The 24,101-nt window shown below is 48.8% G+C and carries 25 protein-coding genes and 1 pseudogene; 10 read left to right on the top strand and 16 right to left on the bottom strand.

What is annotated here, in order from left to right:
- Positions 1-52: 52 nt before the first annotated feature.
- Together NG795_RS21005 and NG795_RS21000 are read right to left on the bottom strand one after the other, a co-directional pair.
- Positions 53-1,549, bottom strand: coding sequence for a M16 family metallopeptidase (locus NG795_RS21005; RefSeq protein ID WP_367290594.1), 1,497 nt, complete (start codon positions 1,547-1,549; stop codon positions 53-55).
- Positions 1,549-3,075 carry a M16 family metallopeptidase gene (locus NG795_RS21000; protein WP_436836076.1) on the bottom strand — a complete coding sequence of 509 codons (1,527 nt, stop codon included), beginning with the start codon at positions 3,073-3,075 and terminating at the stop codon, positions 1,549-1,551. Before NG795_RS21000 ends, NG795_RS21005 begins: the two co-directional genes overlap by 1 nt.
- A 268-nt stretch (positions 3,076-3,343) precedes the next feature.
- Here NG795_RS21000 and NG795_RS20995 point away from each other — a divergent pair, with 268 nt between their 5' ends.
- Positions 3,344-3,967 (top strand): TetR/AcrR family transcriptional regulator, encoded by a 624-nt coding sequence (locus NG795_RS20995; protein ID WP_367290592.1) that lies wholly within the window; start codon positions 3,344-3,346, stop codon positions 3,965-3,967.
- A gap of 25 nt (positions 3,968-3,992) precedes the next feature.
- Here NG795_RS20995 and NG795_RS20990 read toward each other — a convergent pair whose 3' ends face one another.
- Positions 3,993-4,436: a DUF4332 domain-containing protein gene (locus NG795_RS20990; RefSeq protein WP_367290591.1), complete on the bottom strand. Its 444-nt coding sequence runs from the start codon at positions 4,434-4,436 to the stop codon at positions 3,993-3,995.
- Positions 4,437-5,107: 671 nt separating this feature from the next.
- On the opposite strand from NG795_RS20990, the gene NG795_RS20985 reads away from it, so the two are divergent.
- The 3 genes from NG795_RS20985 (at position 5,108) to NG795_RS20975 (ending at position 8,621) form a co-directional block, all read left to right on the top strand.
- The gene (locus NG795_RS20985; protein WP_367290656.1) at positions 5,108-6,502 is read left to right on the top strand and encodes an aminopeptidase P N-terminal domain-containing protein; all 1,395 of its coding nucleotides are present in this window, start codon (positions 5,108-5,110) and stop codon (positions 6,500-6,502) included.
- A gap of 1,582 nt (positions 6,503-8,084) precedes the next feature.
- On the top strand, positions 8,085-8,477 hold the full coding sequence (locus tag NG795_RS20980; protein ID WP_367290590.1) for a hypothetical protein: 393 nt from the start codon (positions 8,085-8,087) through the stop codon (positions 8,475-8,477).
- Between the two features lie 6 nt (positions 8,478-8,483).
- On the top strand, positions 8,484-8,621 hold the full coding sequence (locus tag NG795_RS20975) for a hypothetical protein (RefSeq protein ID WP_367290589.1): 138 nt from the start codon (positions 8,484-8,486) through the stop codon (positions 8,619-8,621).
- A gap of 164 nt (positions 8,622-8,785) precedes the next feature.
- Here the strand turns inward: NG795_RS20975 and NG795_RS20970 are convergent.
- From NG795_RS20970 to NG795_RS20955, 4 genes are all read right to left on the bottom strand, one after another.
- A protein-coding gene (locus NG795_RS20970) for an ISAzo13 family transposase (protein WP_367290588.1) occupies positions 8,786-10,010 on the bottom strand; the annotation gives its coding sequence in 2 pieces (ribosomal slippage) (positions 8,786-9,265 and positions 9,267-10,010; 1,224 coding nt in all).
- Between the two features lie 187 nt (positions 10,011-10,197).
- On the bottom strand, positions 10,198-10,392 hold the full coding sequence (locus NG795_RS20965; protein WP_367290587.1) for a hypothetical protein: 195 nt from the start codon (positions 10,390-10,392) through the stop codon (positions 10,198-10,200).
- Entirely contained in the window at positions 10,367-10,867 is a 501-nt protein-coding gene (locus NG795_RS20960) for a hypothetical protein (protein WP_367290586.1), read from the bottom strand. The genes NG795_RS20965 and NG795_RS20960 overlap by 26 nt, the downstream gene beginning before the upstream one ends.
- Positions 10,868-10,889: 22 nt before the next feature.
- Positions 10,890-11,171, bottom strand: a complete 282-nt coding sequence (locus tag NG795_RS20955; RefSeq protein WP_367290585.1) for a hypothetical protein — start codon at positions 11,169-11,171, stop codon at positions 10,890-10,892.
- Positions 11,172-11,375: 204 nt separating this feature from the next.
- On the opposite strand from NG795_RS20955, the gene NG795_RS20950 reads away from it, so the two are divergent.
- Together NG795_RS20950 and NG795_RS20945 are read left to right on the top strand one after the other, a co-directional pair.
- Positions 11,376-12,719, top strand: coding sequence for a serine hydrolase (locus tag NG795_RS20950; protein WP_367290584.1), 1,344 nt, complete (start codon positions 11,376-11,378; stop codon positions 12,717-12,719).
- Positions 12,720-12,823: 104 nt separating this feature from the next.
- A complete protein-coding gene (locus tag NG795_RS20945) occupies positions 12,824-13,693 on the top strand; it encodes an alpha/beta fold hydrolase (protein ID WP_367290583.1) in 870 nt (289 codons plus the stop codon).
- A gap of 22 nt (positions 13,694-13,715) precedes the next feature.
- Here NG795_RS20945 and NG795_RS20940 read toward each other — a convergent pair whose 3' ends face one another.
- The 7 genes and pseudogenes from NG795_RS20940 to NG795_RS20910 all read right to left on the bottom strand — a co-directional run bounded on the left by NG795_RS20940 (position 13,716) and on the right by NG795_RS20910 (position 18,947).
- Positions 13,716-14,000 carry a DUF1816 domain-containing protein gene (locus NG795_RS20940; protein ID WP_436836074.1) on the bottom strand — a complete coding sequence of 95 codons (285 nt, stop codon included), beginning with the start codon at positions 13,998-14,000 and terminating at the stop codon, positions 13,716-13,718.
- A gap of 70 nt (positions 14,001-14,070) precedes the next feature.
- Entirely contained in the window at positions 14,071-14,871 is an 801-nt protein-coding gene (rlmB, locus tag NG795_RS20935) for a 23S rRNA (guanosine(2251)-2'-O)-methyltransferase RlmB (protein WP_436836073.1), read from the bottom strand.
- 454 nt (positions 14,872-15,325) lie between these two features.
- Positions 15,326-15,841, bottom strand: a complete 516-nt coding sequence (locus NG795_RS20930) for a Mini-ribonuclease 3 (protein WP_367290581.1) — start codon at positions 15,839-15,841, stop codon at positions 15,326-15,328.
- A 702-nt stretch (positions 15,842-16,543) separates the two neighbouring features.
- On the bottom strand, positions 16,544-16,912 hold the full coding sequence (locus NG795_RS20925) for an STAS domain-containing protein (RefSeq protein ID WP_254564168.1): 369 nt from the start codon (positions 16,910-16,912) through the stop codon (positions 16,544-16,546).
- 29 nt (positions 16,913-16,941) lie between these two features.
- Positions 16,942-17,055: pseudogene (locus NG795_RS20920) on the bottom strand (RNA-guided endonuclease TnpB family protein); the annotation flags it as partial.
- A 351-nt stretch (positions 17,056-17,406) separates the two neighbouring features.
- The gene (carA, locus tag NG795_RS20915; protein WP_367290654.1) at positions 17,407-18,567 is read right to left on the bottom strand and encodes a glutamine-hydrolyzing carbamoyl-phosphate synthase small subunit; all 1,161 of its coding nucleotides are present in this window, start codon (positions 18,565-18,567) and stop codon (positions 17,407-17,409) included.
- A gap of 56 nt (positions 18,568-18,623) precedes the next feature.
- Positions 18,624-18,947 carry a hypothetical protein gene (locus NG795_RS20910; RefSeq protein ID WP_367290580.1) on the bottom strand — a complete coding sequence of 108 codons (324 nt, stop codon included), beginning with the start codon at positions 18,945-18,947 and terminating at the stop codon, positions 18,624-18,626.
- A gap of 46 nt (positions 18,948-18,993) precedes the next feature.
- Between NG795_RS20910 and NG795_RS20905 the strand changes: the two genes are divergently transcribed.
- Positions 18,994-19,569, top strand: a complete 576-nt coding sequence (locus tag NG795_RS20905) for a retropepsin-like aspartic protease family protein (RefSeq protein WP_367290579.1) — start codon at positions 18,994-18,996, stop codon at positions 19,567-19,569.
- Between the two features lie 140 nt (positions 19,570-19,709).
- Here NG795_RS20905 and trpD read toward each other — a convergent pair whose 3' ends face one another.
- Positions 19,710-20,801 carry an anthranilate phosphoribosyltransferase gene (gene trpD, locus NG795_RS20900; protein WP_367290578.1) on the bottom strand — a complete coding sequence of 364 codons (1,092 nt, stop codon included), beginning with the start codon at positions 20,799-20,801 and terminating at the stop codon, positions 19,710-19,712.
- 191 nt (positions 20,802-20,992) lie between these two features.
- Here trpD and NG795_RS20895 point away from each other — a divergent pair, with 191 nt between their 5' ends.
- The 3 genes from NG795_RS20895 to NG795_RS20885 all read left to right on the top strand — a co-directional run bounded on the left by NG795_RS20895 (position 20,993) and on the right by NG795_RS20885 (position 22,930).
- A complete protein-coding gene (locus NG795_RS20895; protein ID WP_367290577.1) occupies positions 20,993-21,217 on the top strand; it encodes a hypothetical protein in 225 nt (74 codons plus the stop codon).
- 79 nt (positions 21,218-21,296) lie between these two features.
- Positions 21,297-21,884 carry a hypothetical protein gene (locus NG795_RS20890; protein WP_367290576.1) on the top strand — a complete coding sequence of 196 codons (588 nt, stop codon included), beginning with the start codon at positions 21,297-21,299 and terminating at the stop codon, positions 21,882-21,884.
- 233 nt (positions 21,885-22,117) lie between these two features.
- Positions 22,118-22,930 carry a 7-carboxy-7-deazaguanine synthase QueE gene (locus NG795_RS20885; protein WP_367290575.1) on the top strand — a complete coding sequence of 271 codons (813 nt, stop codon included), beginning with the start codon at positions 22,118-22,120 and terminating at the stop codon, positions 22,928-22,930.
- Positions 22,931-22,946: 16 nt separating this feature from the next.
- Here the strand turns inward: NG795_RS20885 and NG795_RS20880 are convergent, their stop codons facing one another.
- Positions 22,947-23,603: a DUF3318 domain-containing protein gene (locus NG795_RS20880; protein WP_261204367.1), complete on the bottom strand. Its 657-nt coding sequence runs from the start codon at positions 23,601-23,603 to the stop codon at positions 22,947-22,949.
- Between the last annotated feature and the right edge of the window lie 498 nt (positions 23,604-24,101).

The raw sequence follows: 24,101 nt of genomic DNA, 5'->3' as shown, positions 1-24,101 counted from the left end.
CTTCAGTCGTTATTCTTTTCCGGTAGGGGCGATCGCCACTCCTAATGAAGAATTAACTTCTTGAGGGTTCTGGAATTGTCACGTCAATGGAAGTCACCTGATTATCAGGAGTCAGACTACTTAAGGGAGGGTTAATCTCCATCGGATTCCCCACCACTAGGGTAACTAACTGATTCGGGTTCAAGTATTTTTGTGCGACTCGCTGCACATCTTCAATGGTCGTGTTTTCGACACCGCGCCGATATTGGAAGATAAAATCCTCGGGATATCCATAATATTCATATCGCATTAACCGAGACAAGGTTTGACTCGGATCGGCGAAATTGAAGATGAAGGAATTGAGGGTGGTATCTTTAGCATACTGTAACTCTTCGGCAGTAATCGGCTCGGTGCGAATGCGTTCGATTTCTCGAAAAACAGACTGAATAAATGGCACCGTTGCCTCCGATCGCGTTTGACCCCCGGCAATAAACATTCCCGGATAATCATAGCGGGGACTCCAGACGCCATAGACAGAATAGGCTAATCCTTCGCGCGATCGCACCTGATTAAATAACCGTCCGCCAAATCCATTCAGCACCCCATTCAGAACCGACAACGCCGGATAATCCGGACTATTTAACTCCCCACCCAAATGTCCGATTTGAATTGTACTTTGGGTTAATTGCGGGCGTTCCACGAAAAAGACTCCCCCTTGTTGAGCTTGAGCAGTTGGGGATAACTCCGCAATATTTTTGCTGATGGTTGGACCGGGTTTCCAGTCGCCCAATTTCTGCTCAATTAGCCTACGCATTTCCGCCTTTTCAAAATCTCCTACAATGCCCAAAATCATGTTATTGGGATGGAAATAGCGCTGGTAAAATTGCACCACATCGGACCGAGAAATATTGCTCAAGGTTTCATATTCAATCGTCCGAGCATAGGGGCTATTTTCCCCATAAATCAGCTTTTGGAATTCCCGAGAGGCGATGGCACTGGGGGAATCATTCCGACGGGCGATCGCCCCAGATTGTTGGCTTTTTGCTAACTCAATTTGCTCCGGAGCAAATGCCGGAGTTCTGATCACTTCAGCAAACAGTCCAAACACCTCATTCAAATCCTGACTTAAGGCACTAAAACTAGCTGATGCAGAAGTGGTATCAATGCTCGTTTCCACTGAAGCAGCGCGACGTTCTAGCAACTCATTTAATTCATTCGGGGAATGCAACGTTGTTCCCCCCGTTCGTAATACTTGACCGAGAATTTGGCCGAGTCCAGTTTGATTCCCCGGTTCCCAGCGATCTCCTGTGCGAATTAAAGCCGTCCCCGAAACTAAAGGCAGTTCCCGGTCCTCCATCAAATATACCACCATGCCATTCTCTAGCTCAAAGCGCTCGAAAGGTGGTAACACAATTTCCGGAGGCGGTGCAAACTCCAAATCCGTATAATGCTTCGCTGATTCTGCGGTGACAATCCCCGCATTAAACAGCAACCATATCACCGGCAAAACCAACAGCACAATCCAATATTTTGTGGGCTTATTCTTAGATGTAACCATTCTCTGACTCATTACGATTTTTCCTCGGGCAGCAGCAGTCCCACGGTCCGATTTTCGGGCCGGAATGTTTGACGAGAGACGCGCCGAATGTCTTTGGGTGTCACCGCCGCAATTTGCTCTAACTCTTGAAATAAATTGCGCCAATCGCCGGTTTTAATTTGATATTCCACCAACAAACTCGCCATCCCTTGATTAGAAGCCAGCGATCGCAACACTCCCGCTCGGGCTTGGGTTTTAACCCGCTCTAACTCTTCTGTGGACACTTCTTCCACCGTCAGCCGATTGATTTGCTCTTGCAAAGCAGTTGCCACTTCTTCCACCGTATGCCCGGGAGCAGTCAGGCCATAAAATAGCATTAAATTCTCATACTTTTCTCCGGGAAATCCATTCAAACCCTGCGCCGTCAAAGCCACTTGCTGTTCTTCTACAAGGGATTTGTAGAGGCGAGAAGTCCGTCCAGAACTGAGAATTTGAGCCATCAATTCATACACTACATTATCCGGATGATTGATAGCTGGACGGTGATATCCTTCTAAATACCAAGGTTCCGAGGGAAACCGAACCACCACCTCTCTCGGTTCCGTCTGGGGAGGCTCGGTTTTGTCCACCTTCGGAGGAGTGGGTCCGGCTTTGTAGCGCCCAAAATAAGTCTGTGCCAATTGCCGCACATTCTCTGGGTCCACATCTCCAACAACCGCGATCGTCAAATTGTTGGGAACGTAATAAGTCTCAAAAAACTCCTGGACATCTTCACGCCGCAGATTGACTAAATCCTGGGGATAGCCAATCACAGGTTGGCGATAGGGATGCGTCACAAAGGCAGTTTGTAGAAATTCCTCAATCATTTTGCCAATGGGGGAGTTATCCGTCCGCATTCTTCTCTCTTCGAGAATCACCTGTTTTTCCCGATAGAATTCGCGAAAGACGGGTTCAAGGAAACGCTCAGACTCTAGGGACATCCAGAGTTCTACCTTATTGGAAGGAAAGCTGTAGAAATAGCGAGTGGCATCGGCAGACGTGGTAGCATTGAGTCCAACGCCTCCGGATTGTTCGACAATTTGACCCAATTCGTTCTGGACGACCAACTCACCGGCAGCCGCTTCGGTTTTGTCAAATTCGGCTTGTAACCGTTGAGCTTCGGCAGTTTTTCCAGCGGCTGTAGCGGTTCTAATTTGAGCATCAAGGCGATCGAGTTTTTCGAGCAGCTCTTTCTCGGCTCGATAGTTGCGGGTCCCAATGCGCTGAGTCCCTTTAAAGGCTAAATGCTCTAAAAAGTGGGCAACGCCGGTTTTGCCTTCCGGTTCGTTGGTGCCGCCAACATCAGCGTATGTTAGAAATGAAACAACCGGGGCGGTATGTCGTTCTAAAACGATAAACTTGAGTCCATTATCGAGGGTAAACTCGCTAATTTTCTCCGCAACCCGGTCTAAGTAAGGCTGGATTGACTGAGTTTTAGCTGGGGAAACTTGCTCTCGACCCAGTGCCGGGTTTAATGAAATCCCGGACCAGAGGAGAAGCGTGACCAAAAGGGCGATCATGAAGGGTCGGGAGTGGGACCATTTCCCAGTCCCTAGGGATTTTCCCAATTTTGCGATCGCCATCCGAAACCTAGAGATTGACATAGCCAATAAAAAAAAGCGGTGATTTTGATTCATCAGTCTGGGGGTGACTCCTCGATTGAGGGTCAGCCATTTTAAGTGATGCAAGGGCGGTTATTCCTCTGTTTGATTCGGGTTCGTTGAGTCCTCCGGGGTTAGAAAAAAACGCTATTGATGTGATTTCCCACAGCACTATTTTCTATTAACGATGAATATATTTACTCGCTCCCAACCTGCTGAAACCGATACGCGCACTCGGATTTTAAATGCGGCGCAGCGGTTATTTGCCCAAAAGGGTTACAACGGCACCACCACCAGGGACCTCGCTCAATCTGCTAGTGTAGCTGAAGGAACCCTATTCCGTCATTTTGCCAATAAAAAAGCAATTTTGGTGGAGTTGGCAACGGAGGGATGGATCGAAATCCTCACGGATCTGCTCACGGAACTCAGCGAAATGGGCAGTTATCAGGCGGTAGCGCAGGTGATGCGGCGGCGGATGTTGAATATTCACAAAAATGCGGATTTGATGCGGGTTTGCTTCCTGGAGGCTCAGTTTCACCCGGAGTTACGCGATCGCATTCAAGCCGAGGTGATTTCCAAAATGACCGATGTCGCTGAGGCATTCTTTGAAACCGCAATGGAACGGGGAATTTATCGTCCCATGAATCCGCGCCTGGTTGCTCATGTGTTCCTCGGAATGTTTGCCGTGGCAGGGTTCAGTCAACAAACCCTCCTGGAAAACGATTCCTCTCCCAAAGCGATGCAGGAAATGGCGGAAGGATTGGCCGATATTTTCCTGCATGGCGTCTTAGTGCCACCCCAAAACGAGTAATTCCTCATCCTTCATCCTTCATCCCTCATCCTTTCACAAGTGTCCGCGCCTGTTGAATCCATCGCGTCACTTCATCCACAGAGGGACAAAGGTCCCGGCGTTGGAGATTGGCAACTTGGACCCTTAAAAGTTGTTGGTGTAATCGGTGGATGGGTAAGTCAGCCAGTTGGGCGATCGAAGCAATCCCGGCGTGTAACAATAATCCACAATATTCACAGCCGACTGTTGGAACGGAGGCTAATTCAGCCATTGCCACCCATTTATTCACATATTGGAGATGGATGCCTAACTCCGAGGCGATCGCCTGCCGTTGTTCAGGCGTTTTCCCCCGGCGCAGCAGTTCCCGAGTGGTGGTAATCCCGCAATTTTCCAGTAGATTTTGGTCCTGGGAACTGACCCCAGGTAATTGGGCGATCGGCCAGTGACTCGGTTTTAAAGGGCGCACTGACCCCGATTTAGATGCGTTCATGGGTTGGATGGAATGAAGACTCCTCTTTCATTAGGGTAACCGTTCTCCCCGTTCGTAGTAACGACTTCAGTCGTTCTCCCCTGTTCGTAGTAACGCCTTCAGGCGTTCTCCCCTGTTCGTAGTAACGCCTTCAGGCGTTCTCCACGTTCGTAGTAACGACTTCAGTCGTTCTCCCCTGTTCGTAGTAACGACTTCAGTCGTTCTCCACGTTCGTAGTAACGACTTCAGTCGTTCTCCCCTGTTCGTAGTAACGACTTCAGTCGTTCTCCCCTGTTCGTAGTAGAGATTTGGCACCGATCGCCACCAGGTTAGGGAGTTTAAACCCCTTCTGATGATCGCGATACCGGAAATAACGACTGCAGTCGTTACTACGAACGGGGAAATAACGACTTCAGTCGTTACTACGAACGGGGAAATAACGACTTCAGTCGTTACTACAAACGGGGAAATAACGCCTGAAGGCGTTACTACGAACGGGGAAATAACGACTGAAGTCGTTACTACAAACGGGGAAATAACGACTGAAGGCGTTACTACGAACGGGGAAATAACGACTGAAGTCGTTACTACAAACTAAGATAACGAGGTTCGGGGGACTTTAGTCTGAGATCTCTTTACTGCCTATGATGGATGATAAAACCGAACTCGATCGCAAGGTGAAATTATCCCTCATGCAAATGTCCACTCCTGCAACTTCCCTGGCAACCGCCCTACAGCAACGCCGCAGCAAGCTGGCAAATGAAGTTGCAACTCCCGTGATTTTGTGGTCAGGAAGTCCCTGTTCCCGCAATTTTCCGGCGAATGTTTATCCCTTTCGCCCAAGCAGTCATTTCTTATATTTTGCCGGAGTCTCCCTAGAAAATGCGGCCATTCGTCTGGAAGGGGGCAGATTGGAACTGTTTATGGATGATCCCCATCCCGGTAGTACCCTTTGGCATGGAGAAATGCCGAAGCGATCGCAGGTTGCCGAGGCGATCGCCGCAGATGCGGCATTTCCCCTTTCCGAGTTAAAATCTCGCAGCCAAAATGCTGCAACTGTTGCTGCATCGGATTTGAAGACGCGCATGGAACAGGCGGATATCCTCGATCGCCCGGTGGGATTGTTTCCCGATCAAGGCAACCCCACAGTTGCTGGCGATCGGGAATTGGCCCTGGCGATCGCTCAATTACGTCTAATCCACGATGAATCCGCCATTCGAGAACTGTTACAAGCGGCTGCCTGTACCGTCCAAGCTCATCTCGTGGGAATGATGTCCACTCGACGGGCTCAAACTGAAGCAATGGTCCGCGCTGCAATGGAAGGGGCGATTATGGCCCAGAATTTTACCTGTGCTTATAACAGTATTGTCACGGTTGAGGGGCAGGTTCTGCACAATCAGCATTACCATAACCCCTTGCAACCGGGAGATTTGCTGTTAGTGGATGTGGGGGCAGAAACTGCCACAGGTTGGGCCGCAGATGTCACGCGCACCTGGCCGGTTTCCGGGCAGTTTTCCCCCACCCAACGGGATATTTACGAGGTGGTTCTAGCGGCCCATGACGCCTGCATTGAGCAGGTGGGTCCTGGGGTGGAATATGCAGATATTCATCGGGTAGCAGCGGTGGCGATCGCTGAAGGATTGGTAAATTTAGGAATTCTGCGTGGCAATCCCGAGGATTTAGTGGAAATGGACGCCCATGCCTTATTTTTTCCGCATGGGGTGGGACATCTCCTGGGATTGGATGTTCATGATATGGAAGATTTGGGAGATATTGCGGGATATCAGGAGGGTCGCGATCGCAGCGATCGCTTTGGTTTATGTTACCTGCGTCTGAACCGGACGCTACAACCGGGAATGTTAGTCACCATTGAACCGGGATTTTATCAAGTCCCCGCGATTTTAAACGACCCCCAACGGCGTGAGCAATATGATGGAGTCGTCAACTGGGATAAATTAGCCCAGTTTCACGATGTCCGAGGCATCCGCATTGAAGATGATGTCATGGTTACCCAAGAGGGTCGGGAAGTTTTTACGGCTGCCTTGCCGGTGCAAGCGCAGAAAATCGAGCAGATTGTTCGGGGTTGAGTCTCACTTGTCTGAGGTAGACTGGCGGGCCACAGTTTGTGACCCGCCGCCTCATGAAGCGATCGCGTTCAGTTCCCCACAACAGGGTTAGCCGTCAACCTTAAAAAACTAGCGTTCCGAACGCTCCTCCCGACTGCCCCGATGATGATCGCATTCTTTCTGATCGTTCTCCTTACAATCGGAATTCGCCTCGGTGGTGGGACGCTCCTCATAGGGTCTGGTCACTGGGACTGACATCGCGTGAATATCCGGCGCAGGTAGTCCTGGCGCAAAATAGAGCTGGATAGGCAACAAAAATGGTGCCACATTCAAGCGGAAATGTGCAAAGTTGAGTGTTAGCATTAGCTGATACGAAAGTCTTCTGATTTCATTAGTCTATAAAACAGTTGCAATTTTTGCACTTAAAAAATTGCTTCATATCCGAGATTTAACTTCGCTGAAATCGGGAATAAACCTTGTAACTTGTTATAGTACAGCCTGTTACCAAGTTTTCATAAAAATTTACTAACTTTCATGACTATATGCCAAGTTGGTCATTTTTAGATATGGGGTTTAACCCATCATGGGCAAAAGCAATCAGGGATATTAACCTCCAATTTTGGGAGGAGGATTGCTTTGGCTTAAACCAGGTGCTTTTCTGCTCCCTAGGGTACCTAAAGTAGCTCATCAGAAACTGTGGGGCTTCACCCGAAGATTTTTCTTCCAATACCATAAAATAGGAAAACCCGCATCTTTCCGCAGAATTTATATCCAATTCAATTAGAGACTGCGGCATCGATACCAGCCGCTCTCCATCGTCAAAAAGCTTGGGGGTCTAGTTCCCCTTCGATTGCTAACAGGGATTGGGTAAGACTCATTCTTGTCAATCACCCCATCCATTTTATTCCCGCTCAAAAGGGACCAGCGATGAGCTTTGTTTTGAGATTTTTCGTTTGTAATATCCACCGAGGGATAGATGTTTTTGTTTCCTGATTCCCTTTCTGTTAAGTGAATCCTTTCGCAGATGCTTCCCATATTGACCCTCTTTTTTTTCGGTTTTTTCACCAGCCCTCCGATGACTCACTCAACCGATCATCCCCTGAACTTTTGTAACCTCAATCTCGAATAAGTGAAATCACCCAACCATTCATTGTCTACGCGGTCCTTTTATTTCTACATCAGCCAAATAGCTTAACAGAAATCAGCAATTTGGCTGATGCTGAGTAAATATACTTAAATAAATCAGAATTTGTAGTGACATCATCCTCAGATTGTCAAGAAGGCATCCGTTCCCTTTACAAACCCCATGCCACCGTTCAGAGTTAATCAGGGCCACCCACCCAAAACGCTGCTCAACACCAAAATCTGCCCGGAATGCACCATCCCTGGGTCAGTTCCTGTGTTTCTTTTCCTGGGAAACCTTCACTTTAGACAGAGGAACTCTCGCAAATTGTCTCTTATAATATCCAGAAACCATTCCCTCAAAGGTTCTTTTTGGTTATGGGTTTAAAAATTTTTTGTTAATAATTTGGTCATTGTTTGTTGGCTATATTTTACAACTCGAACCCTTAGAGCAAACGGGCAACTTAACCCTGATTGAAAAATGGTCAAACTGCAACTGAATGATGTGAATGCTTATGGGTTTAACCTGTTTAGTTTTATGGGAGTTTGGCCGTTAATTTATGCCGGGTTGATGTTTATTGATGAGCGAATGCAACCGATACCCGCTTGGCCCTCTTTTTTAGCATCCAATGGGTCTGGAGTCATGGGGATGATGCCCTATCTCCTGTTGCGGGAAAGCCGCCCTTACTTTTCCGGTAAAAAAGATGGGTTCATAAAACTTTTTGATGCTCGCTTAACAGGAGTGGCCCTGCTTCTTAGGACCATTGGCTTAATCATCTATGCCCTATATTTCGGCAATTTTGACGAATTTATTAAGCAGTGGCAAACCCGTCGATTTTTATATTTAATGAGTTGGGATTTTGCCTTACTGTAGTTAGTTTTGCCAATCCTACTGGGCGATGATATGGCCCGTCGGGGTGGGCACGATTCTCGGGTTTTCTGGGCGGTGGCGATCGTTCCCTTACTGGGTCCTTTGGTGTATCTATCCCTCCGCCCGCCCTTACCGGAAACTGAGTAAGTTTCTGGATGAGGAGTAGGGAGCCTCTTGCTCCCTGCTCCTGGGATGTTAATCGGGCGATCGCCTATCAGAATCGCGATCCAAGATACTGTAAGTCACGCCACAAAACCCAATGATAAAAATCAGCCAGGTTAGGGATTTCCACAAAATAAAATCTGCAAACTTCACGGGGCATTATAGAAGATGTCTACAAACCATTTTCCCAAGTTGTACTGATTGTCTGGCTCTATGTTTATCAAACGAGTGAGCTTGGTTTCCAGCTTTTCCATTGCTTTACAAGTTAGCTTGACTCCTGTTTGATAGGTCTTATTCACAAGCTTTACCACGGGATTATTGCCTTTCCAAGTCATGGTTTTTGCCCCCTGTAAAGCGGTTTTGATATCCTCAAGAATGGTGCCATTCCAATGATTTTCTAACACAGCCCAAGTCCGCTCAATCGGATTATATTTACTGTGATATGGCGGATAGTATGCCAGACGCACGTTGATTTTATAAGTTTCACCAAACTCGACAATGCGGTTCATAAATTGAGTTCTTCGTGAATGATTCTCTGGCCCATTATCTTGTTTGATTAGCAGAGTTTTACACTCCCCAAACCTGGAGCCAAACTCTTGCCACCACTCTTCTAAAATATCAACTATGCTTTTCTCTAGTTACTTTCGATTCTATAAAATATAAAAATAAGTCATCTGACTGAGGTAAAAAAATCCCATAAGGTATGACTTTACTGTTTGAATTAAAATCATGATCGCAAGCGAACGTTGGGACGCGAGTTTTTCCTTTTCGGGAAAAAGGCCCAATGTTAACGGCAGCTTTGCCGTCCATTGAGATTTCTAACGTGGTAGGAGAGAGTAAAGCTTCTTTATTAATCGCTTCCATCTGCGCAAAAATTTCATCGGTTTCGGGAATTTTTTTTTGAGGTTGACTTTTTTTCACTTTTTGCGGGTAATAACCTAAGTGGTTAAGTTTCCGTCGAATGGTTTCTGTCGTGGGCAACTCTTCTTCCGTATAGTTTTTTTGGATAATTAGCTGTTTTCTTACGAATTCTGCGCTTAAGCGGGTATATAAGCGGTTACTTTTAAATGTAGGATCTGTTTGACTCTGACTATCTACTATCGATTGAATATCTACTAAGAGATGCGGCAAATGTTTTTCAGCTTTTTTGCGACCTCGGCCTTTATAATTATCTACACAAGTTATGCCGGTCTCTAGTTCCCGCACTCCTTTCCTTACTGTATCCCTATCCCATCCCAGTTCTTTGTTAGCTCGACTCTGACCCCCAAAGCCTAAGTCTTTAACCGTCTGAGCCATGAAACGACGTTTCGCGGCTCCTTTCAATTGCTTTGCTGTCTCAATTAATAAATTTTTCACCGAATCTGTTAATTCCATCTGCGTTCTCCTTGCGCACGGGGTTAATGCTTATTTTATCACGGCGTTGCAGAATTTATTTTCTGGAAATCCCTTAGCGTAATGCGATCGCCCAATAACCCCCGCATCAATTCTTCCATCAACCTCTCCTCCCTTAATAACTCTAACTCACTAAATTGAACTTTTATCCTTCCCAGTAACCTGATTATCACCAGATTAGGGCAATTGCGAAATCAATGGATAAGAGAAACTGAATCAAATCCGTCTGATCTCCCGGTGTAAATCCAGCCTCTTCATCCACCCAGTAATCATGTCCCCTGCCGTCAATATTAGCCCGTTGTAGACTGGGGTTCGCCCGGTTGGCGGCAATCATGGCTTCACGCAAGCGGCGATCGACCCGCATTCTTAAACTTGCTTCCGGATCCGGATTTATCCCTTGTAACAGGGTTCCCGGTAAGCCAATGCGATCGGGATTGGCTTACCGGGAACTTGCCCTCTGCATCAGGGCTTAACCCATCGGCTGCCGCTGCTACACCGCCATCATGAAGATAAGGAGCCGTCAGGTATAACCCAATCAAGTGCTGCACTTTGTATCCACCCTTAGGCTCGGTAATCCCAAACGTCAGATCAATCGACCGTTGCGGTGTAATATCCGTTGGCACCGGAATCACCGGGGGATTCTCCGGAAGCGGGACCTGGACGCTCGGGGGATAAGTCGTCGGGTCTTGGAACAGTTTCTTTAGTCCCAAGGATGCCTGGGGCCGTTCGGGCTGGGTCCCCACTACCCGTTGCGGAATTACCTCATGATTGGTAAAGTAGCGACCACTATGACAATCCACACAACCGGCTTGATTAAAAATTACCGCCCCCCGTTGCACTGCTTATGAATCCGTCAACGATTCATAAGGTTTCGGAGTCCGGCAATTTGGTCAGTTCCCCTGGGCTATTGGTATAGGTATGGCTGCCTTTGGGTAGTTCCAATGGATTGACCCCCGTCTGCCGATAGAGTGCGGCAGTGTTACTCGCCATTGCCAGCAATAAACCAGCATCAAGATCCTTATTGGTGGCCCCCTCTAAAATGGCCCCGGTTTTTCCATCGATCGTGGCATGGCATAAGGCGCAAGTCACTCCGACGCGGACTTGAGCGCCACTCAGATGATTACTCAGTCCCAGGGGGAGCAAGGGTTGAGAGTTTCTCGGGAATTTTCGGTAATTTGTTGGAGTGGAGCGGTTTAACCGAGAACTGATGGGATCTATTCTGCTACAAGTGATGTGGGGTGGATTCCGTAAAACTCTTGTCTATGAATTGTTTTCGGTTTTTTGGTGCAGGATTCAGTAAAATAACCAACGTCGATGGTTTTTATTCGGTGAGGTAGGGTGTGCAATATGCACAGAGGTAAAAAACGGATTGCGATCGCACTGACAAGTTCTCTGAGTCTACTGGCGGCGGGGATGTGGTGGATGCCGCAACCCCAAGCGAAAGCCCCCCCGCTGACTTGTTCTCCCACTGCAATGGAGACGAACTCCGGGACTAGCATCGGTGGCGATCGCCCCACTCCACAAGACAATCCCTCGCTTTCTGATCCGAACTGTGCTGACTCAACGCCTGTCTCTACGGATCAATGGTCCTACCCTTCTGAGTTCGCGCCGTTGTTGCAACGATACGATACCCTGTTGGCGCGCATGGAAACGGTAGAACGAAATCTGGCGAAACAACTCAATGGCAAACCCTACTGGGAAGAGGCACTCAAATATGGTGTACAAGCATCAGAGTTGGGTCAGGCGGGGAATTCCTCCGTTGAGACCTTACAAACGCTCAAATCCCTTTGGGAACAAGCGTTGGATAATTTGCATCAAATTCCCGCTGATTCCGACTATGGCGATCGCGCCAAGGCAAAAATCCCTGAATATCAAGCCAATTTAGAGGCGGTTTCGTACCGTCTGGAAGTGGCACAATCGGAATTTTTAATTCCCATTGCTCAACGCAGTGGCCTCTCGAACCAAGTCAAAATTACCATCTGTCACCTCACGACTCATATCTGCCGTCGGTTGCGCGGAAATGAACCGGCGCGAGATGCCGCCAGTTTGATGAAAGTCCCGATCGCCGTGGCGTTAATGAACAAAGTCACCTCGGAAAAACTCCGGTTTGATACCCCGATTCATGTCGATCGGGGTAACTATACCGAGGATGCCTCGGACCTGCGGGTGGGTGAAAAATATCCCATTCAAACGATTTTAGATGCCACGATCGGTCACAGTAGCAATATCGGCCCCAATCAAATTATTGATTATTTGGGGTGGGATTACATTAATCAAGTGTTAGAAGAACGGGGTTTTAAACAAACGCGGGTTTATTCTAAATTTGTCGGCGATCGCATTTATCCTCAGAATGTGGCGATCGGCAGGAACACCACCACCAGCGATGATCTGACTGAGATGATGATTCAAATCTATAACCGAGAACATCTCGGCGATGAAATTCTAATTCGTTCCCTGGAACGGCAATATGACCATGAACTCGGGTTCGCTGGGTTAGAAGGAGGATTCGGTCACTGGTTAGGGGAAAAAACCGGGCAAACCTCTCGCGTCCTCGGCACCACGGTAGCGATGAATCTCTTCGGCGAGACTTACATTATTACCGTGATTGACGATGGTGCCTATAGCGAACCGAGTATTCGTCAGTTTATTTCGGAAATCTCAGAATATCTCTTCCGCAGTGGTCAACTCTAAAGGCAAGGGGTTGTAGCGAGCAATACCAGATGGGGGATCAGTAGCCGCTAGGGAGTCGATCCCGATACTATGAAAAGGAAAACCTCTGACCTGAGCAATTCGACATGGTGTCCACTCCACCTCTAACTTATTCGCCGCATCACTTAAGTGCGCTTGTCCGGGGATCCGGCTTTCCGATTCTCTGTTTGCATGGCCATCCGGGTCACGGGGCTTCCATGTCTGTGTTTACGGACCATTTGAGCCAAAGATTCCAAACCATTGCCCCAGATTTGCGAGGGTACGGGAAAAGCCGCACCCGAGGGCGCTTTCAAATGACGGACCATCTTCAGGATATAGAAGCATTGCTCGATCGCCTCGGGGTCGATCGCTTTTTACTCTTAGGTTGGTCTCTGGGAGGGATTTTGGCAATGGAACTGGCGTTGCGACACCCCGATCGCGTCACGGGATTGATGTTAGTCGCTTCTGCTGCCCGTCCCCGGAGTTCCCATCCCCCGATTAGTTGGCAAGATTTAGCCTTTACCGGAGTCTCCGGGATTATTAATCGAGTCGTTCCGAGTTGGCAATGGAATATCGAAACCTTGGGCCGGCGATCGCTCTTTCGTTACCTAATTCAGCAACATACTCCCGTCGCTTACCAATACCTCGCTTCTCGGGGGATGTCTGCCTATCTTCAAACCAGCCGTCCGGCTCGTAATGCGCTCAACGCCGCCCTCACAGGGGGCTACAACCGACTCTCTGACCTAGAACAAATCACTTGTTCCTCCTTAGTCATGGCGGGGGAAGCCGACCGCCACATTACCGCAGATTCGAGTCGGGAAACCGCTGATCACCTAAAAAAATCTGAATTCATCTGCTACCCCAATACCGCTCACCTGTTTCCTTGGGAAATACCGGCGCAAGTCCTCGGGGATATGGATCGCTGGATTGATCGCCATCCCCAAGTCGTTGCACCATCCGAGCTTTCTTCCCAATAATCAGGCAGCCTCCCAATTCAAACTAACCGCTATATGCCGGGGATTTTCCCCGACTATTCATCTCCCCCGGCTCCTCATAAACCGTGAGATCGCTGGGTTTGCAGCGTTTGACCGCAAAGGAAATGCCCTGAGCGCTTTCTTGTTCGAGGTCTTCTATATATCCGTTTTTAGCGGTTTCGGCTTCCGTTTTACTCAGGAATGGTCCAAAGTAGTAAGTACACCGAGGATTGTCTGTGGCAATCTCTACCCACCAGGCCCAGCCTAAAAGGTTCAGCAAGCTAATCAAGATTTCTTTCAATTCCTTCATATCATTCCCCTATTTACCGTTGTATGACGACGAGGTGCTATTAAGTCTTGGTTCGAGCAGACGGGTTAATTTACATTTCTTTATACTCCCTTGGATTTATTTTTTCAACAGTATTTTTCTTCACATTTCCCATATTCGGACGCTGGGTCCATCGCTGACGAAAAATCTCGTAAAGCGCCATGCCCGTTGCTACTGAGACATTCAGGCTGGGGATCTTTCCTTGGAGGGGGATAGAAATTAACTCATCACAGTGACGTTGTGTCAACAAATTCAAACCTTCCCCTTCGGATCCCACGACCAAAACCGTGGGTCGGCTAAATTCGATGCTGCTCACAGCCGAAGGCGCGTTGGCGGCAGTGCCATAGATCCAAAACCCGGCTTCCTTTAACTCTTCCAAGGCTCGACTGAGATTGATCACCCGGGCAACCGGAAAAAATTCTAAGGCACCGGCGGCGACTTTCATCACCGTTGATGTGATCCCAACCGCTCGTCTTTGGGGGATCACCATCCCCTGAGCGCCGATCGCCTCAGCGGTGCGAATCATTGCCCCTAAATTGTGAGGGTCGTTAATCCCATCACCCATAAGGAGGACTGGACGATCGGATACCTTTAAGGCATTGGCAATTAGATCCGGGAGTTCCCAATAGGTATAGGGAGAAACCTGTGCGGCAACCCCTTGGTGATTTTCCCCGTGAGTCAGCAGATCCAGGCGTCGGTAATCCACTTCATCAATCACCGTTCCCGTAGCTTTGGCGGTGGCGATCGCCGTATGAAAGCGGGGATCATACCGCAATTGAGCCGTAATCCAGACCCGATGCAGTTGCCGCTCTCCCTCTAAAGCACTCAATACAGTATGGCGACCGTAAATCATATCTTTGAGGTCTGTATCTGGGTCAAGGGCGGGTTGGGCAGAACCCGGGGGAAAGGATTTGCGACTTTTCCCGTCCTTTTTCGGGTAGGAGGAACCCTGTCCATAATCTTTTTTCGGATAAGACGATCCCTGCCCACTGTCTTTTTTCGGATAGGACGATCCCTGCCCACTGTCTTTTTTCGGATAAGACGATCCCTGTCCATAATCTTTTTTCGGGTAGGACGATCCCTGCCCACTGTCTTTTTTCGGATAAGACGATCCCTGTCCACTGTCTTTTTTTGGATAAGATTCTCGCTTGGATCGGACTGAGGGCTTCAAATTTTCGGGTTTACCAGGCATGACAATTATGATTGGGGGGGTAGATGGCTTCATCCCAATGTGGTGTTGAGTCTCTTTCCCGGTTGGGGAAGCTCAAGGGTGGGAATCAGCGTGAGGGTAATGGGTGGAACTGACTTTATAGTTCAGTAGAGCCACCACTTTCGAGGGGTTCGAGATTTAATTGGGTGAATAGGTAGATCAAGCGGTTGGGATCGGTGAGGTATAAATATCCCATCAGGCTTTCCAAGCTTGTTGCCTGTTGATAAATTGCGGCATCAACTCGTTTTGGCCCTCCCGTGGCAGCATTGCGCCCGCGTTTGAGAATCTCAAGTTCGGTCGGGGTTAGGAACGGTTCGAGCGATCGCAGCATTCGTGCTTGGGTCTCGGCTCGCACTTGCGACACCACACAATTATGATAGAGCTTCTGGCGTTTCGGTGGTCGTAAATACCAGGCGCGGATAAACAGTTCGTACACTGCATCTCCCAGATAGGCTAGGGCGATGGGTGATAGCTGTTGAATTTCCGGGGCCGATAATTTTTTGACGGGGAGCATCAGGGACAAGTAGTCCTGGCGCTCAAACGCCATAGCACCGGGGGGGACATCAGCGACTAGATTAGCTTCTGGGCTTGTTGCTTCTGGGGTTGCTGTCATACTGCCCGCACTAAACCACTTGAGTTAATGATTCCCGATCCCACGTCCAAACTCCCCTAACTGGATTAACTGGGTTACCATTTTATGTTTTGAATTCTTGAAAAGGGAAAATTTTACCAGGGTCACTGCCTCGCCTCACATTCTAGTCCCCGGATTAGGCGGGGTAGGTCAGCCGATCGCCTGAAGTTTCCCTCTGCCCTAGGGCATAACTATCCAAGGCGATCGGGTTTAACCCGGTGAATCGTGCCGAGGGATAAGGGGATTATAACATTTCGCGATCGGGTTCTTATCGGATGGGGGAGATGGGGGAGAAAGTTCGTAGTAACGACTTCAGTCGTCCTCTTCGTTCGTAGTAACGACTTCAGTCGTCCTCTTCGTTCGTAGTAACGACTTCAGTCGTCCTCTTCGTTCGTAGTAACGACTTCAGTCGTTACCGCGTTACTTGGCTGAGGCCAAGTAACGCCCCCTTGCAGGTAAAGCATCCAGTCATTACGCAGGCGCTTCAACCGCCAATCGTGCGTGTCACGGCTTAAGCCGTGACACGAGAGCAACGACAGCAAGTCGTTATTACAAACATGGACCCATACTCCCCCTGGGTCAAACGACAGCAAGTCGTTACTACAAACATGGGCCCATCCTCCAAATAAACAAGCTATCCAGTATCAAAATTGAACTGGATAGCCTATTTAGAGCGTAAAACACTCAAGTGGATTTGATTTTCTCTAGGGCAGCGTCCACCGATGGCTGCAAAGAGAGAAACTGCTCTAATCGAACCAGTTTGACCGTTTGGGTCACCCGGGGATTGCTGACAATTTGCAAGGTACCTTCAGCAGTTTGAGCTTTTTTTACCAGTTGCACCAGCGCACCTAAACCAGAACTGTCAACAAAATCTATTTTGGATAAATCCAAAATAATGTTCGTGGGACCCTCGTCAATACACTGACTGATAGCCTTCCGAAAGGTCGCTTCCGAAAAGGCATCGAGTAAGCCAGTGAGACGGAAGAGTTGGTAATCGTTCCCGACTTCGCGCGTGCCTCTTAGGCTAACGGTCAGGGTTAATGGCTCAGGAATAACGCCCTCCTAGCTGCATACTGATACATTTACGCGACATTTGTCCGGCTATTGCTGGACAATGCAGCGATGGCACTATCACCCTGGAAGGTGACAGCGGCGGTATCCCGCAAAGCTTTTAGAAAGATTCCAAAAGCGCTTGATGGTTTAAGGTCGATGAGGATGATTAGACTCGTACCCTCTTAGACTCAAGAATCCACACCCACCTCGGCAACCAAGCAAGGAAGTCTCAAAGGTAGGGCGGAAAAGTCTAAGGGAAGGCGCGAGTGGCTGCTCCATGTTCAGATCTTGTCGGATATTATACCCGATTATCCGCAGATGCCCAGCAAATCTCGGATTAAATCCTTACTCCTCAAATCGACGATCCATTTTAAAGGCTTTCTGGCCGTTTGTCAATGAGCAGCGCCTTTAGATTTTTAGATTGTAATCGGTCCGATTGCCGATTGACAAGGAATTTTGCCAATTAATTACCCGGTTTTAAGTTCCGCACCCTGCTAACTGGCAGTTTTCGCGGCAGTCCGAGATTCACGCATGGAATCGACAAACTGTTTGAAAATATAGTCCGCGTCATGGGGACCCGGACTCGCTTCGGGGTGGTATTGGACGGAAAACACTGGCAGAGACTTGTGACGCAAACCGGCAATGGTGCGATCGTTCAAGTTCAGATGGGTAATTTCCACCTCGCTGCTTAAAGAATCGTCACTCAAGGCAAAGCTGTGATTTTGGCTGGTAATTTCAACTTGACCCGTTAACCCTGCCGGTTGATTTAAACCGCGATGCCCAAATTTGAGCTTAAAGGTATCCGAACCCAGGGAGAGTCCCAAAATTTGGTGTCCTAAACAAATCCCAAACATGGGTTTTTCAGAGTTCAGCAATTGTTTGGTGGTTTCGACTCCTTGGAGCACTGCCGCCGGGTCTCCGGGTCCATTGGAGAGAAAAATCCCATCGGGATTGTGCTTGAGGATTTCCTCGGCGGAAGTGGTGGCAGGAACGACAATCACGCGACATCCATAACTCGCTAGACGGCGCAGGATATTACGCTTAATCCCAAAATCTAGGGCAACGACGGTGAATGTTTCCCCGTTCATGCCTTGAGCTTGGGGACTGAATTCCCAATGGGGGTCAGTGGTTTCGGTCCATTCGTAAACCGTTGAGGTGGAGACTTCTGGGACGAGGTTTAAGCCCTTCATGGAGGGGGCCGCTTGCACTTGGGCTAATAATTCGGCGGGGTCGAGGATTTCGGTGGAAATTCCACCATTCATGGCCCCAACCATGCGAATTTTGCGGGTGAGTGCGCGGGTATCGATGCCGTAAATCCCAGGAATATTGTTTTGGGTCAGGTAGTCGGGGAGGGACTGGGTTGAGCGCCAGTTGCTGGGCCGCTTGCAGATATTCCGAGCGATCGCCCCGCGCACTTGGGGACGTTGGGATTCTTCGTCGTCGGGATTCACCCCGGTATTGCCTAATTCGGGATAGGTGAACGTCACGATCTGGCCGCAGTAGCTGGGATCTGTCAATACCTCTTGATAGCCTGTCATGCCGGTATTGAAGACCACTTCACCAATGGTCGTGCCAGTGGCTCCAAAGGACCAACCGCGATAGGACGTTCCATCTGCTAGTACGAGCAAGGCAGGGCGATCGGCAGAAAGAGACATAGAAACCTCACTAGCTTCAGGGGTCATGTTTCGGCAGTCACGGGTAAGGGGTCCATTTAGTCTATGAGGGACCCAGCCGTTTGACTTCCGCAAGATCCTATTATTCCATGAGTTGCTTTCTTGGCGCGTATCTGTTGGCCGTAATGTAAAGAAGCGATCGCAACTCCCTGGCTTTCCCCCGTGAGCCATATTTCCTCACCTAAGTTCGCTTCCCCGGTGGATTTCCCCTGGGCGTCAGGGTCTGTGAATGTCTGGCTGCCGGGGTTTCGCTTTCCTGAATCAACCGGGCATAATAGACATAACCCAACTTGACTCATCTGCACCGGAGGTTGGGCATTGCCCAATGCTACCCTGAATTCCGAGCGGCTGGATTTAGCCATTGCCCCCTTTCCATTTCTGCTCTAACTGCCAAGAGGAAAAAGTTTAATGAAAAAAATTCTCTCTACCCTATTTGCTGTGACCAGTCTAGGATTGATGGGGCCTGTCGCCCTCGCTCAGGAATATCCCGGTTGTTTCGCTATTGATTCCAATGGCAACCTCATTGAATTAGGAAACCTCTGCCCCAATCAAACCACAGATGTCCCCGAAGGGGCCATGTCCGGCGTCTTTCAAATCCCTATCAAACGTCGTCAGGGCGGCATTCCGGTGGTAGATGTTATCTTCAATGGCACAGAGAAATTCGAGATGCTCTTTGATACGGGGGCGAGTGCCACCTTAATTACCCCCACAATGGCCCGCAGTTTAAATGTAGTCCCCTTCGATAAAGCTCGAATTTCCACCGCGAGTGCTTCAGAGGTGGAAATGGAAGTGGGCCGAGTTTCTAAAATCCAAGTGGGGGATGCGACCCTGGAAGAACTCCTCGTCACGATCGCCCCACCCGGTGTTGAAGGGGGTCTCCAAGGCATGGGTCTCTTAGGACAAAACTTTTTTGGCAGTTACGATATCACCATCAAGGAAAATATCATTGAGTTACGAACTCGCACCTCTGCTACTCAAAATTGAGGTGTGACTGAAACTTGACCCCAGCTAGGATACGGGTCAAGTTTTAGAGTCCACGGACCAGAAACCGGGTTTCTCCCCCAGATTAACGGGTCATTCCAACACATTTTCTGAAAAAACCCGGTTTCTAACCCGCTGCTATCTTACTGATTCAGAAATGCCACCAATTGCTGTAGTTTGGTCCAAGCGGCACCGGAGGCAAGAATTTCTTTGGCTAAGGCGATGCCCTGGATATGGTCCCCTACGGGGATCAGACCGCTAACTTGTAAGGCTAAAGCAGCATTTAAGGCGACTACATCCTGTTGCGCTTGAGTCCCTCCACCTTGGAGGACCGACTGCAAAATCTGGGCATTTTCTGCGACATCCCCGCCTCGCAATGCTCCCGTGGGTGAGGGTTCTAGCCCGAGTTCTGCCGGGGTGATGGTACTGAGTTGCACTTCTCCATTGGCAAGGATGGCTAAATCACTGGCATCTGCTAATCCCGCTTCATCGAGTTTTTCCCGTCCATGCACCACGATCGCTAATTCGGTCCCCAATTGTCGTAACGCATGGGCGATCGGCACCACCAAGTGGGGGTCACAGACGCCTATCACCTGTCCGGTGGGTCGCACAGGATTAACTAGAGGTCCCAATAAGTTAAAAACGGTGCGAACTTTTAAGGTGCGGCGCAGGGGGGCCACCGCTTTCATGGCCGGATGCCAACCGGGTGCAAATAGAAAGGTGATGCCGACTTCATCTAAAGCGGCGATCGCCTGACTACCCGGTGCATTCAAATTCACACCCAACGCTTCCAACACATCGGCAGAACCCACCTTACTCGATGCCGATCGATTTCCATGTTTGGCAACCTTAACCCCAGCAGCAGCAGCGACAAAGGCAACACAGGTGGAAATGTTAAAAGTCGAAGCCCCATCGCCTCCGGTGCCACAGGTATCGATCGCCTGTTTACGAGTTTCGCAATTTGTCCCAGTTTCCATATAGGCAGACTGGGATTGTAATACTTTTGCCATCCCTGCCAGTTCCTCTGCGGAAACACTTTTGCTTTGCAAAGCGGCTAAAATGGCCCCGGATAACACCGGGGGGATTTCTTCTTGAAGCCATCCCGTCATCAGTTGACTCGCTTGATCCATCGTCAGAGATTGGCGATCGAGCAATTGTTGCAATAACTCGGACCAGTTGGTGTCTAAGGTGATTTTTCCGGGAGTTTGTTCGGTTGCAGAAGGAGAATCAATCATAGTTAAATTGGGATTGCACGGCAAGCAGTTGGGGTGCTGCTGATTTAAACGAATCGATTTTACCGCGATAAGCAGGCTCGTAGGAAATTTCTGGATTGGGTTTTCAGGAGTGGGGCTGGGTTGAAGTTGGAGCGGTGGCTCTGTTAGGATTATCTTATGCTTAAGATGGGCCTCTCAAATCGGGAACAATTATGTCGGTTATTTATCGATTGAATGCTAATGAAATTGATAGTCAATTTTTAGATGATGTTAAAACAAAATTTGCGGGTAAAAATATAAAAATTGTAGTTTCTGAAATTGATGAAACTGAATATTTATTAAGTTCAAAAGCGAACCGAGATAAGCTAATAAATGCTATTGAAAACATCAATAACCGTCAAAATTGGATTGAAGTGAATTTAGAAGATTTGCTATGAGCCGGAAAACTCAAGGATTCTGGGACGAGAGTTTCCGTGAGGAACGGTAGAGTTTCCAGGTTAAGGCTTAAAATGAGGGATGTTCAGTACCTGGGGTGACTTGATGGATCGGCGTGACTGGCTGAATATTGCTGAATATGTCTCTCTGGCGGCTGTAGTGCTGGGGTCAGTGCTGGCGGCTATTTCTGGGCAGGTGATTTATGCGGCAGCGCCGGTGATCGTTTCTTTGGGGTTGAATTTGGTGAATCGCCGACGACAGAGTATGCCATCTCGGGTGGCGGTGGAGGAAGTGAAAATTGCCCCGGAAGCGATGAAGATGACGATCGCCCAAGAGATTGAGCCCGTGGTGGTGGCAGTGCGACAACTGCGATCGCGCTCAACCGAGTTGGAGCAAACTCTAACGGTTGTAACGACCCAGTTACAGCGGCTGCGGAGTGAATTTAAAGAGCGCCCGGAATTGGAAGAGGTGGAAAGTTTGGCGGAAGTGATTACCGCGCTACAACAGTGTTTGGATGGACTGCCTGCGGGGAAACCGGGACAAACGCCGATCGCCGAACTGGAGAGGGAAATTGTCCAGGCGATCGCTCGAATCCCTTCTATAGTGGAAGTAGAGGTGCAACAACAGTTGCAGAAACTCGGCCAAGTTCCACCGAAGCACAACCCCTAATCATACCAAATCCGGTTGTCTCAAATAAAACCCCGCAGGCTGAAGCCTGGGGCTACACGGACAAAGCCTGCCTCCGCAGGCTGAAGAGAAAACTTGAGACAACTGAATTGGATATCAAGTCTGTTTTCTATCTTAGCCCGCGCAGGCGGGCTTCGTCCGTATAGCCCCAGGCTTCAGCCTGCGGGGTTGTTATAGACAAAACATTAATCCCGTAAAGAATCCATCGATTGATCATGACTGCAACTATTGCCGCTCCTCCCACTGTAAGAGCGATCGAAGTATTTTCTGGTATTCAAGGCGAAGGATTGAATGTGGGGACTCGTCAAATTTTCGTTCGCTTTGCCGGATGTGATTTGCGCTGTAACTATTGCGATAGCGCTCATACTTGGACGGCACCGGATACCTGCCGGATTGAAAAAACTCCCGGCGATCGCGATTTTGAAATTCACCCCAACCCCGTCCCCCTCCCTCTCTTCCTAGACTGGATCGATCGCCAAAATCAACCGGGTTTACATGACAGCATCAGTTTAACCGGCGGTGAACCCTTACTCCATACTCCCTTTTTGGTGGAATTTTTGCCACAACTCAAACAACGAACCGGGTTACCCCTGTATTTGGAAACTGGGGGTCATCGTCCCCAGCAATTGCAGAGGATTTTGCCTCATTTGGATCTGGTGGGGATGGATATCAAATTGCCGAGTGTCAGTGGAGAAACCCATTGGCAGGCACATCAGGAATTTTTGAGCCTCTGCTGTGCTGCCGGAGTGGAAGTATTTGTCAAAATTATTATTTCTGATGACACCTTAGAGGCGGAGTTGGAACAGGCGGCGCAATTGGTAGCGGGGATTAACCCCAACGTGACGGTGTTTTTGCAACCTGTGACGCCGCTGAATGCGGGAGAAACGGCGAACTTTGGCGATCGCCCGACCCCTGCCATAAAATCACCAGCACCCACAAAGGTGCTGGCGTGGCAAGGAGTGATGAAACAATGGCTGAAACCCGTGAGAGTGGTCCCACAAACCCATAAAATGTTGGGTCAGTTGTAGTGGGGTGCGGTGGGGGTTAGTACACGCTTTCCGTATTCGTGGTAGTTTCCCGCGCCGCCTTAACTTTAGCTTTAGCTTTGGCAGCACTGCGTTTGAGCGCTTGCAACCGGGCTTCGTATTTGCTACGCTGGCGTTTTTTCGGGGTGAGTTCAACGAGGGTTTTTAAGGCGCTGCCGAGACTTTTATAAGCGTTGGGAAGGGAATAGCCAAAACGAGTCGCAAGGGCGATCGCTTTTTCATCCGCTTCGATTGCTTCCTTTAAGGTGCGATCTCCATTGTTTTTCTGATAAAGTCGGTATCCCGCCACGCCGCACAGAGACAGTGCCAACAACAGCAGCAAACCATCCTGTACCCACAGTTCTCCCACTGCACCACCTAACCCGATCGCCAGCGCCGCCATTTCCCATCCCTCTTTAGAAATGGTGTCGTTTTGGATGCGTGCTACTTCATGCCAAAACAGCAAGTTGCGCTGATCTAGGGCGAGTTGTTCCCACTTCACTAGGTCAATTTGGACTTCCACCTGATCGCTTCCGATTTCTTCACTGCGAACCAAGGGGGGATTCACTTCGATCGCTTTTTCGACCATGACCCAGCTTTGCAATTCCGGCGGCAGTAAGCCTTTGAGCCGCCGGAGTTCTATCATGTCAGCTTTTGTCGTAGTATATGAGGTCATTGCTCAAGCCGCTGAAATTTTGACACAAAAAACAGTTTATCTACTTGGATTGTAGCGATTTTTAGGCCATAAGCACCACTTCACTCCCCCGGGATTCGGTTTCCTGGGGCATCAATACCCCTCAAAAGGGTCTCCAGATGGCCGAGTTCCCGGTTTCATTCCTCGGGGGGTTGACAAATATAACAATTTATGTAAATTAACGAAAATTTTCAGAACTAGAGCGTTATTCGTTTAATTTGCAACAGTTAACCCGTGGCAATCGTAGCAAAAGAGAGATTGTTAGGCTTAAATGATAAAACTGTATCAATGTTCGTAGTAACGACTTCAGTCGTTATCCGAGTTCGTAGTAACGACTTCAGTCGTTTCCGGGAGTTAACTTTAAGGGAAAAAAGTAGCTCAAGAATTACTTCTAATTCAATTCTTACTACGAACTTAAGAGAAGAGAACGACTGAAGTCGTTACTACGAACTTAAGAGAAGAGAACGACTGAAGTCGTTA

Origin of the sequence: Laspinema palackyanum D2c, from assembly GCF_025370875.1 — a bacterium.
In the GTDB taxonomy this organism is placed as follows: domain Bacteria; phylum Cyanobacteriota; class Cyanobacteriia; order Cyanobacteriales; family Laspinemataceae; genus Laspinema; species Laspinema palackyanum.
The sequence above is the reverse complement of the archived record's forward strand: the minus strand, read 5'-3'. Positions and strand labels throughout refer to the sequence as shown.

Coding starts and splice junctions, on each gene's coding strand:
- NG795_RS21005 (WP_367290594.1), bottom strand. CDS start 1,549: ATGAGTCAGAGAATGGTTACATCTAAGAATAAGCCCACAAAATATTGG.
- NG795_RS21000 (WP_436836076.1), bottom strand. CDS start 3,075: ATGATCGCCCTTTTGGTCACGCTTCTCCTCTGGTCCGGGATTTCATTA.
- NG795_RS20995 (WP_367290592.1), top strand. CDS start 3,344: ATGAATATATTTACTCGCTCCCAACCTGCTGAAACCGATACGCGCACT.
- NG795_RS20990 (WP_367290591.1), bottom strand. CDS start 4,436: ATGAACGCATCTAAATCGGGGTCAGTGCGCCCTTTAAAACCGAGTCAC.
- NG795_RS20985 (WP_367290656.1), top strand. CDS start 5,108: ATGCAAATGTCCACTCCTGCAACTTCCCTGGCAACCGCCCTACAGCAA.
- NG795_RS20980 (WP_367290590.1), top strand. CDS start 8,085: ATGGTCAAACTGCAACTGAATGATGTGAATGCTTATGGGTTTAACCTG.
- NG795_RS20965 (WP_367290587.1), bottom strand. CDS start 10,392: ATGCGGGTCGATCGCCGCTTGCGTGAAGCCATGATTGCCGCCAACCGG.
- NG795_RS20950 (WP_367290584.1), top strand. CDS start 11,376: ATGCACAGAGGTAAAAAACGGATTGCGATCGCACTGACAAGTTCTCTG.
- NG795_RS20945 (WP_367290583.1), top strand. CDS start 12,824: ATGGTGTCCACTCCACCTCTAACTTATTCGCCGCATCACTTAAGTGCG.
- NG795_RS20940 (WP_436836074.1), bottom strand. CDS start 14,000: ATGAAGGAATTGAAAGAAATCTTGATTAGCTTGCTGAACCTTTTAGGC.
- rlmB (WP_436836073.1), bottom strand. CDS start 14,871: ATGATTTACGGTCGCCATACTGTATTGAGTGCTTTAGAGGGAGAGCGG.
- NG795_RS20930 (WP_367290581.1), bottom strand. CDS start 15,841: ATGACAGCAACCCCAGAAGCAACAAGCCCAGAAGCTAATCTAGTCGCT.
- carA (WP_367290654.1), bottom strand. CDS start 18,567: ATGTCTCTTTCTGCCGATCGCCCTGCCTTGCTCGTACTAGCAGATGGA.
- NG795_RS20910 (WP_367290580.1), bottom strand. CDS start 18,947: ATGGCTAAATCCAGCCGCTCGGAATTCAGGGTAGCATTGGGCAATGCC.
- NG795_RS20905 (WP_367290579.1), top strand. CDS start 18,994: ATGAAAAAAATTCTCTCTACCCTATTTGCTGTGACCAGTCTAGGATTG.
- trpD (WP_367290578.1), bottom strand. CDS start 20,801: ATGATTGATTCTCCTTCTGCAACCGAACAAACTCCCGGAAAAATCACC.
- NG795_RS20895 (WP_367290577.1), top strand. CDS start 20,993: ATGTCGGTTATTTATCGATTGAATGCTAATGAAATTGATAGTCAATTT.
- NG795_RS20890 (WP_367290576.1), top strand. CDS start 21,297: ATGTTCAGTACCTGGGGTGACTTGATGGATCGGCGTGACTGGCTGAAT.
- NG795_RS20885 (WP_367290575.1), top strand. CDS start 22,118: ATGACTGCAACTATTGCCGCTCCTCCCACTGTAAGAGCGATCGAAGTA.
- NG795_RS20880 (WP_261204367.1), bottom strand. CDS start 23,603: ATGACCTCATATACTACGACAAAAGCTGACATGATAGAACTCCGGCGG.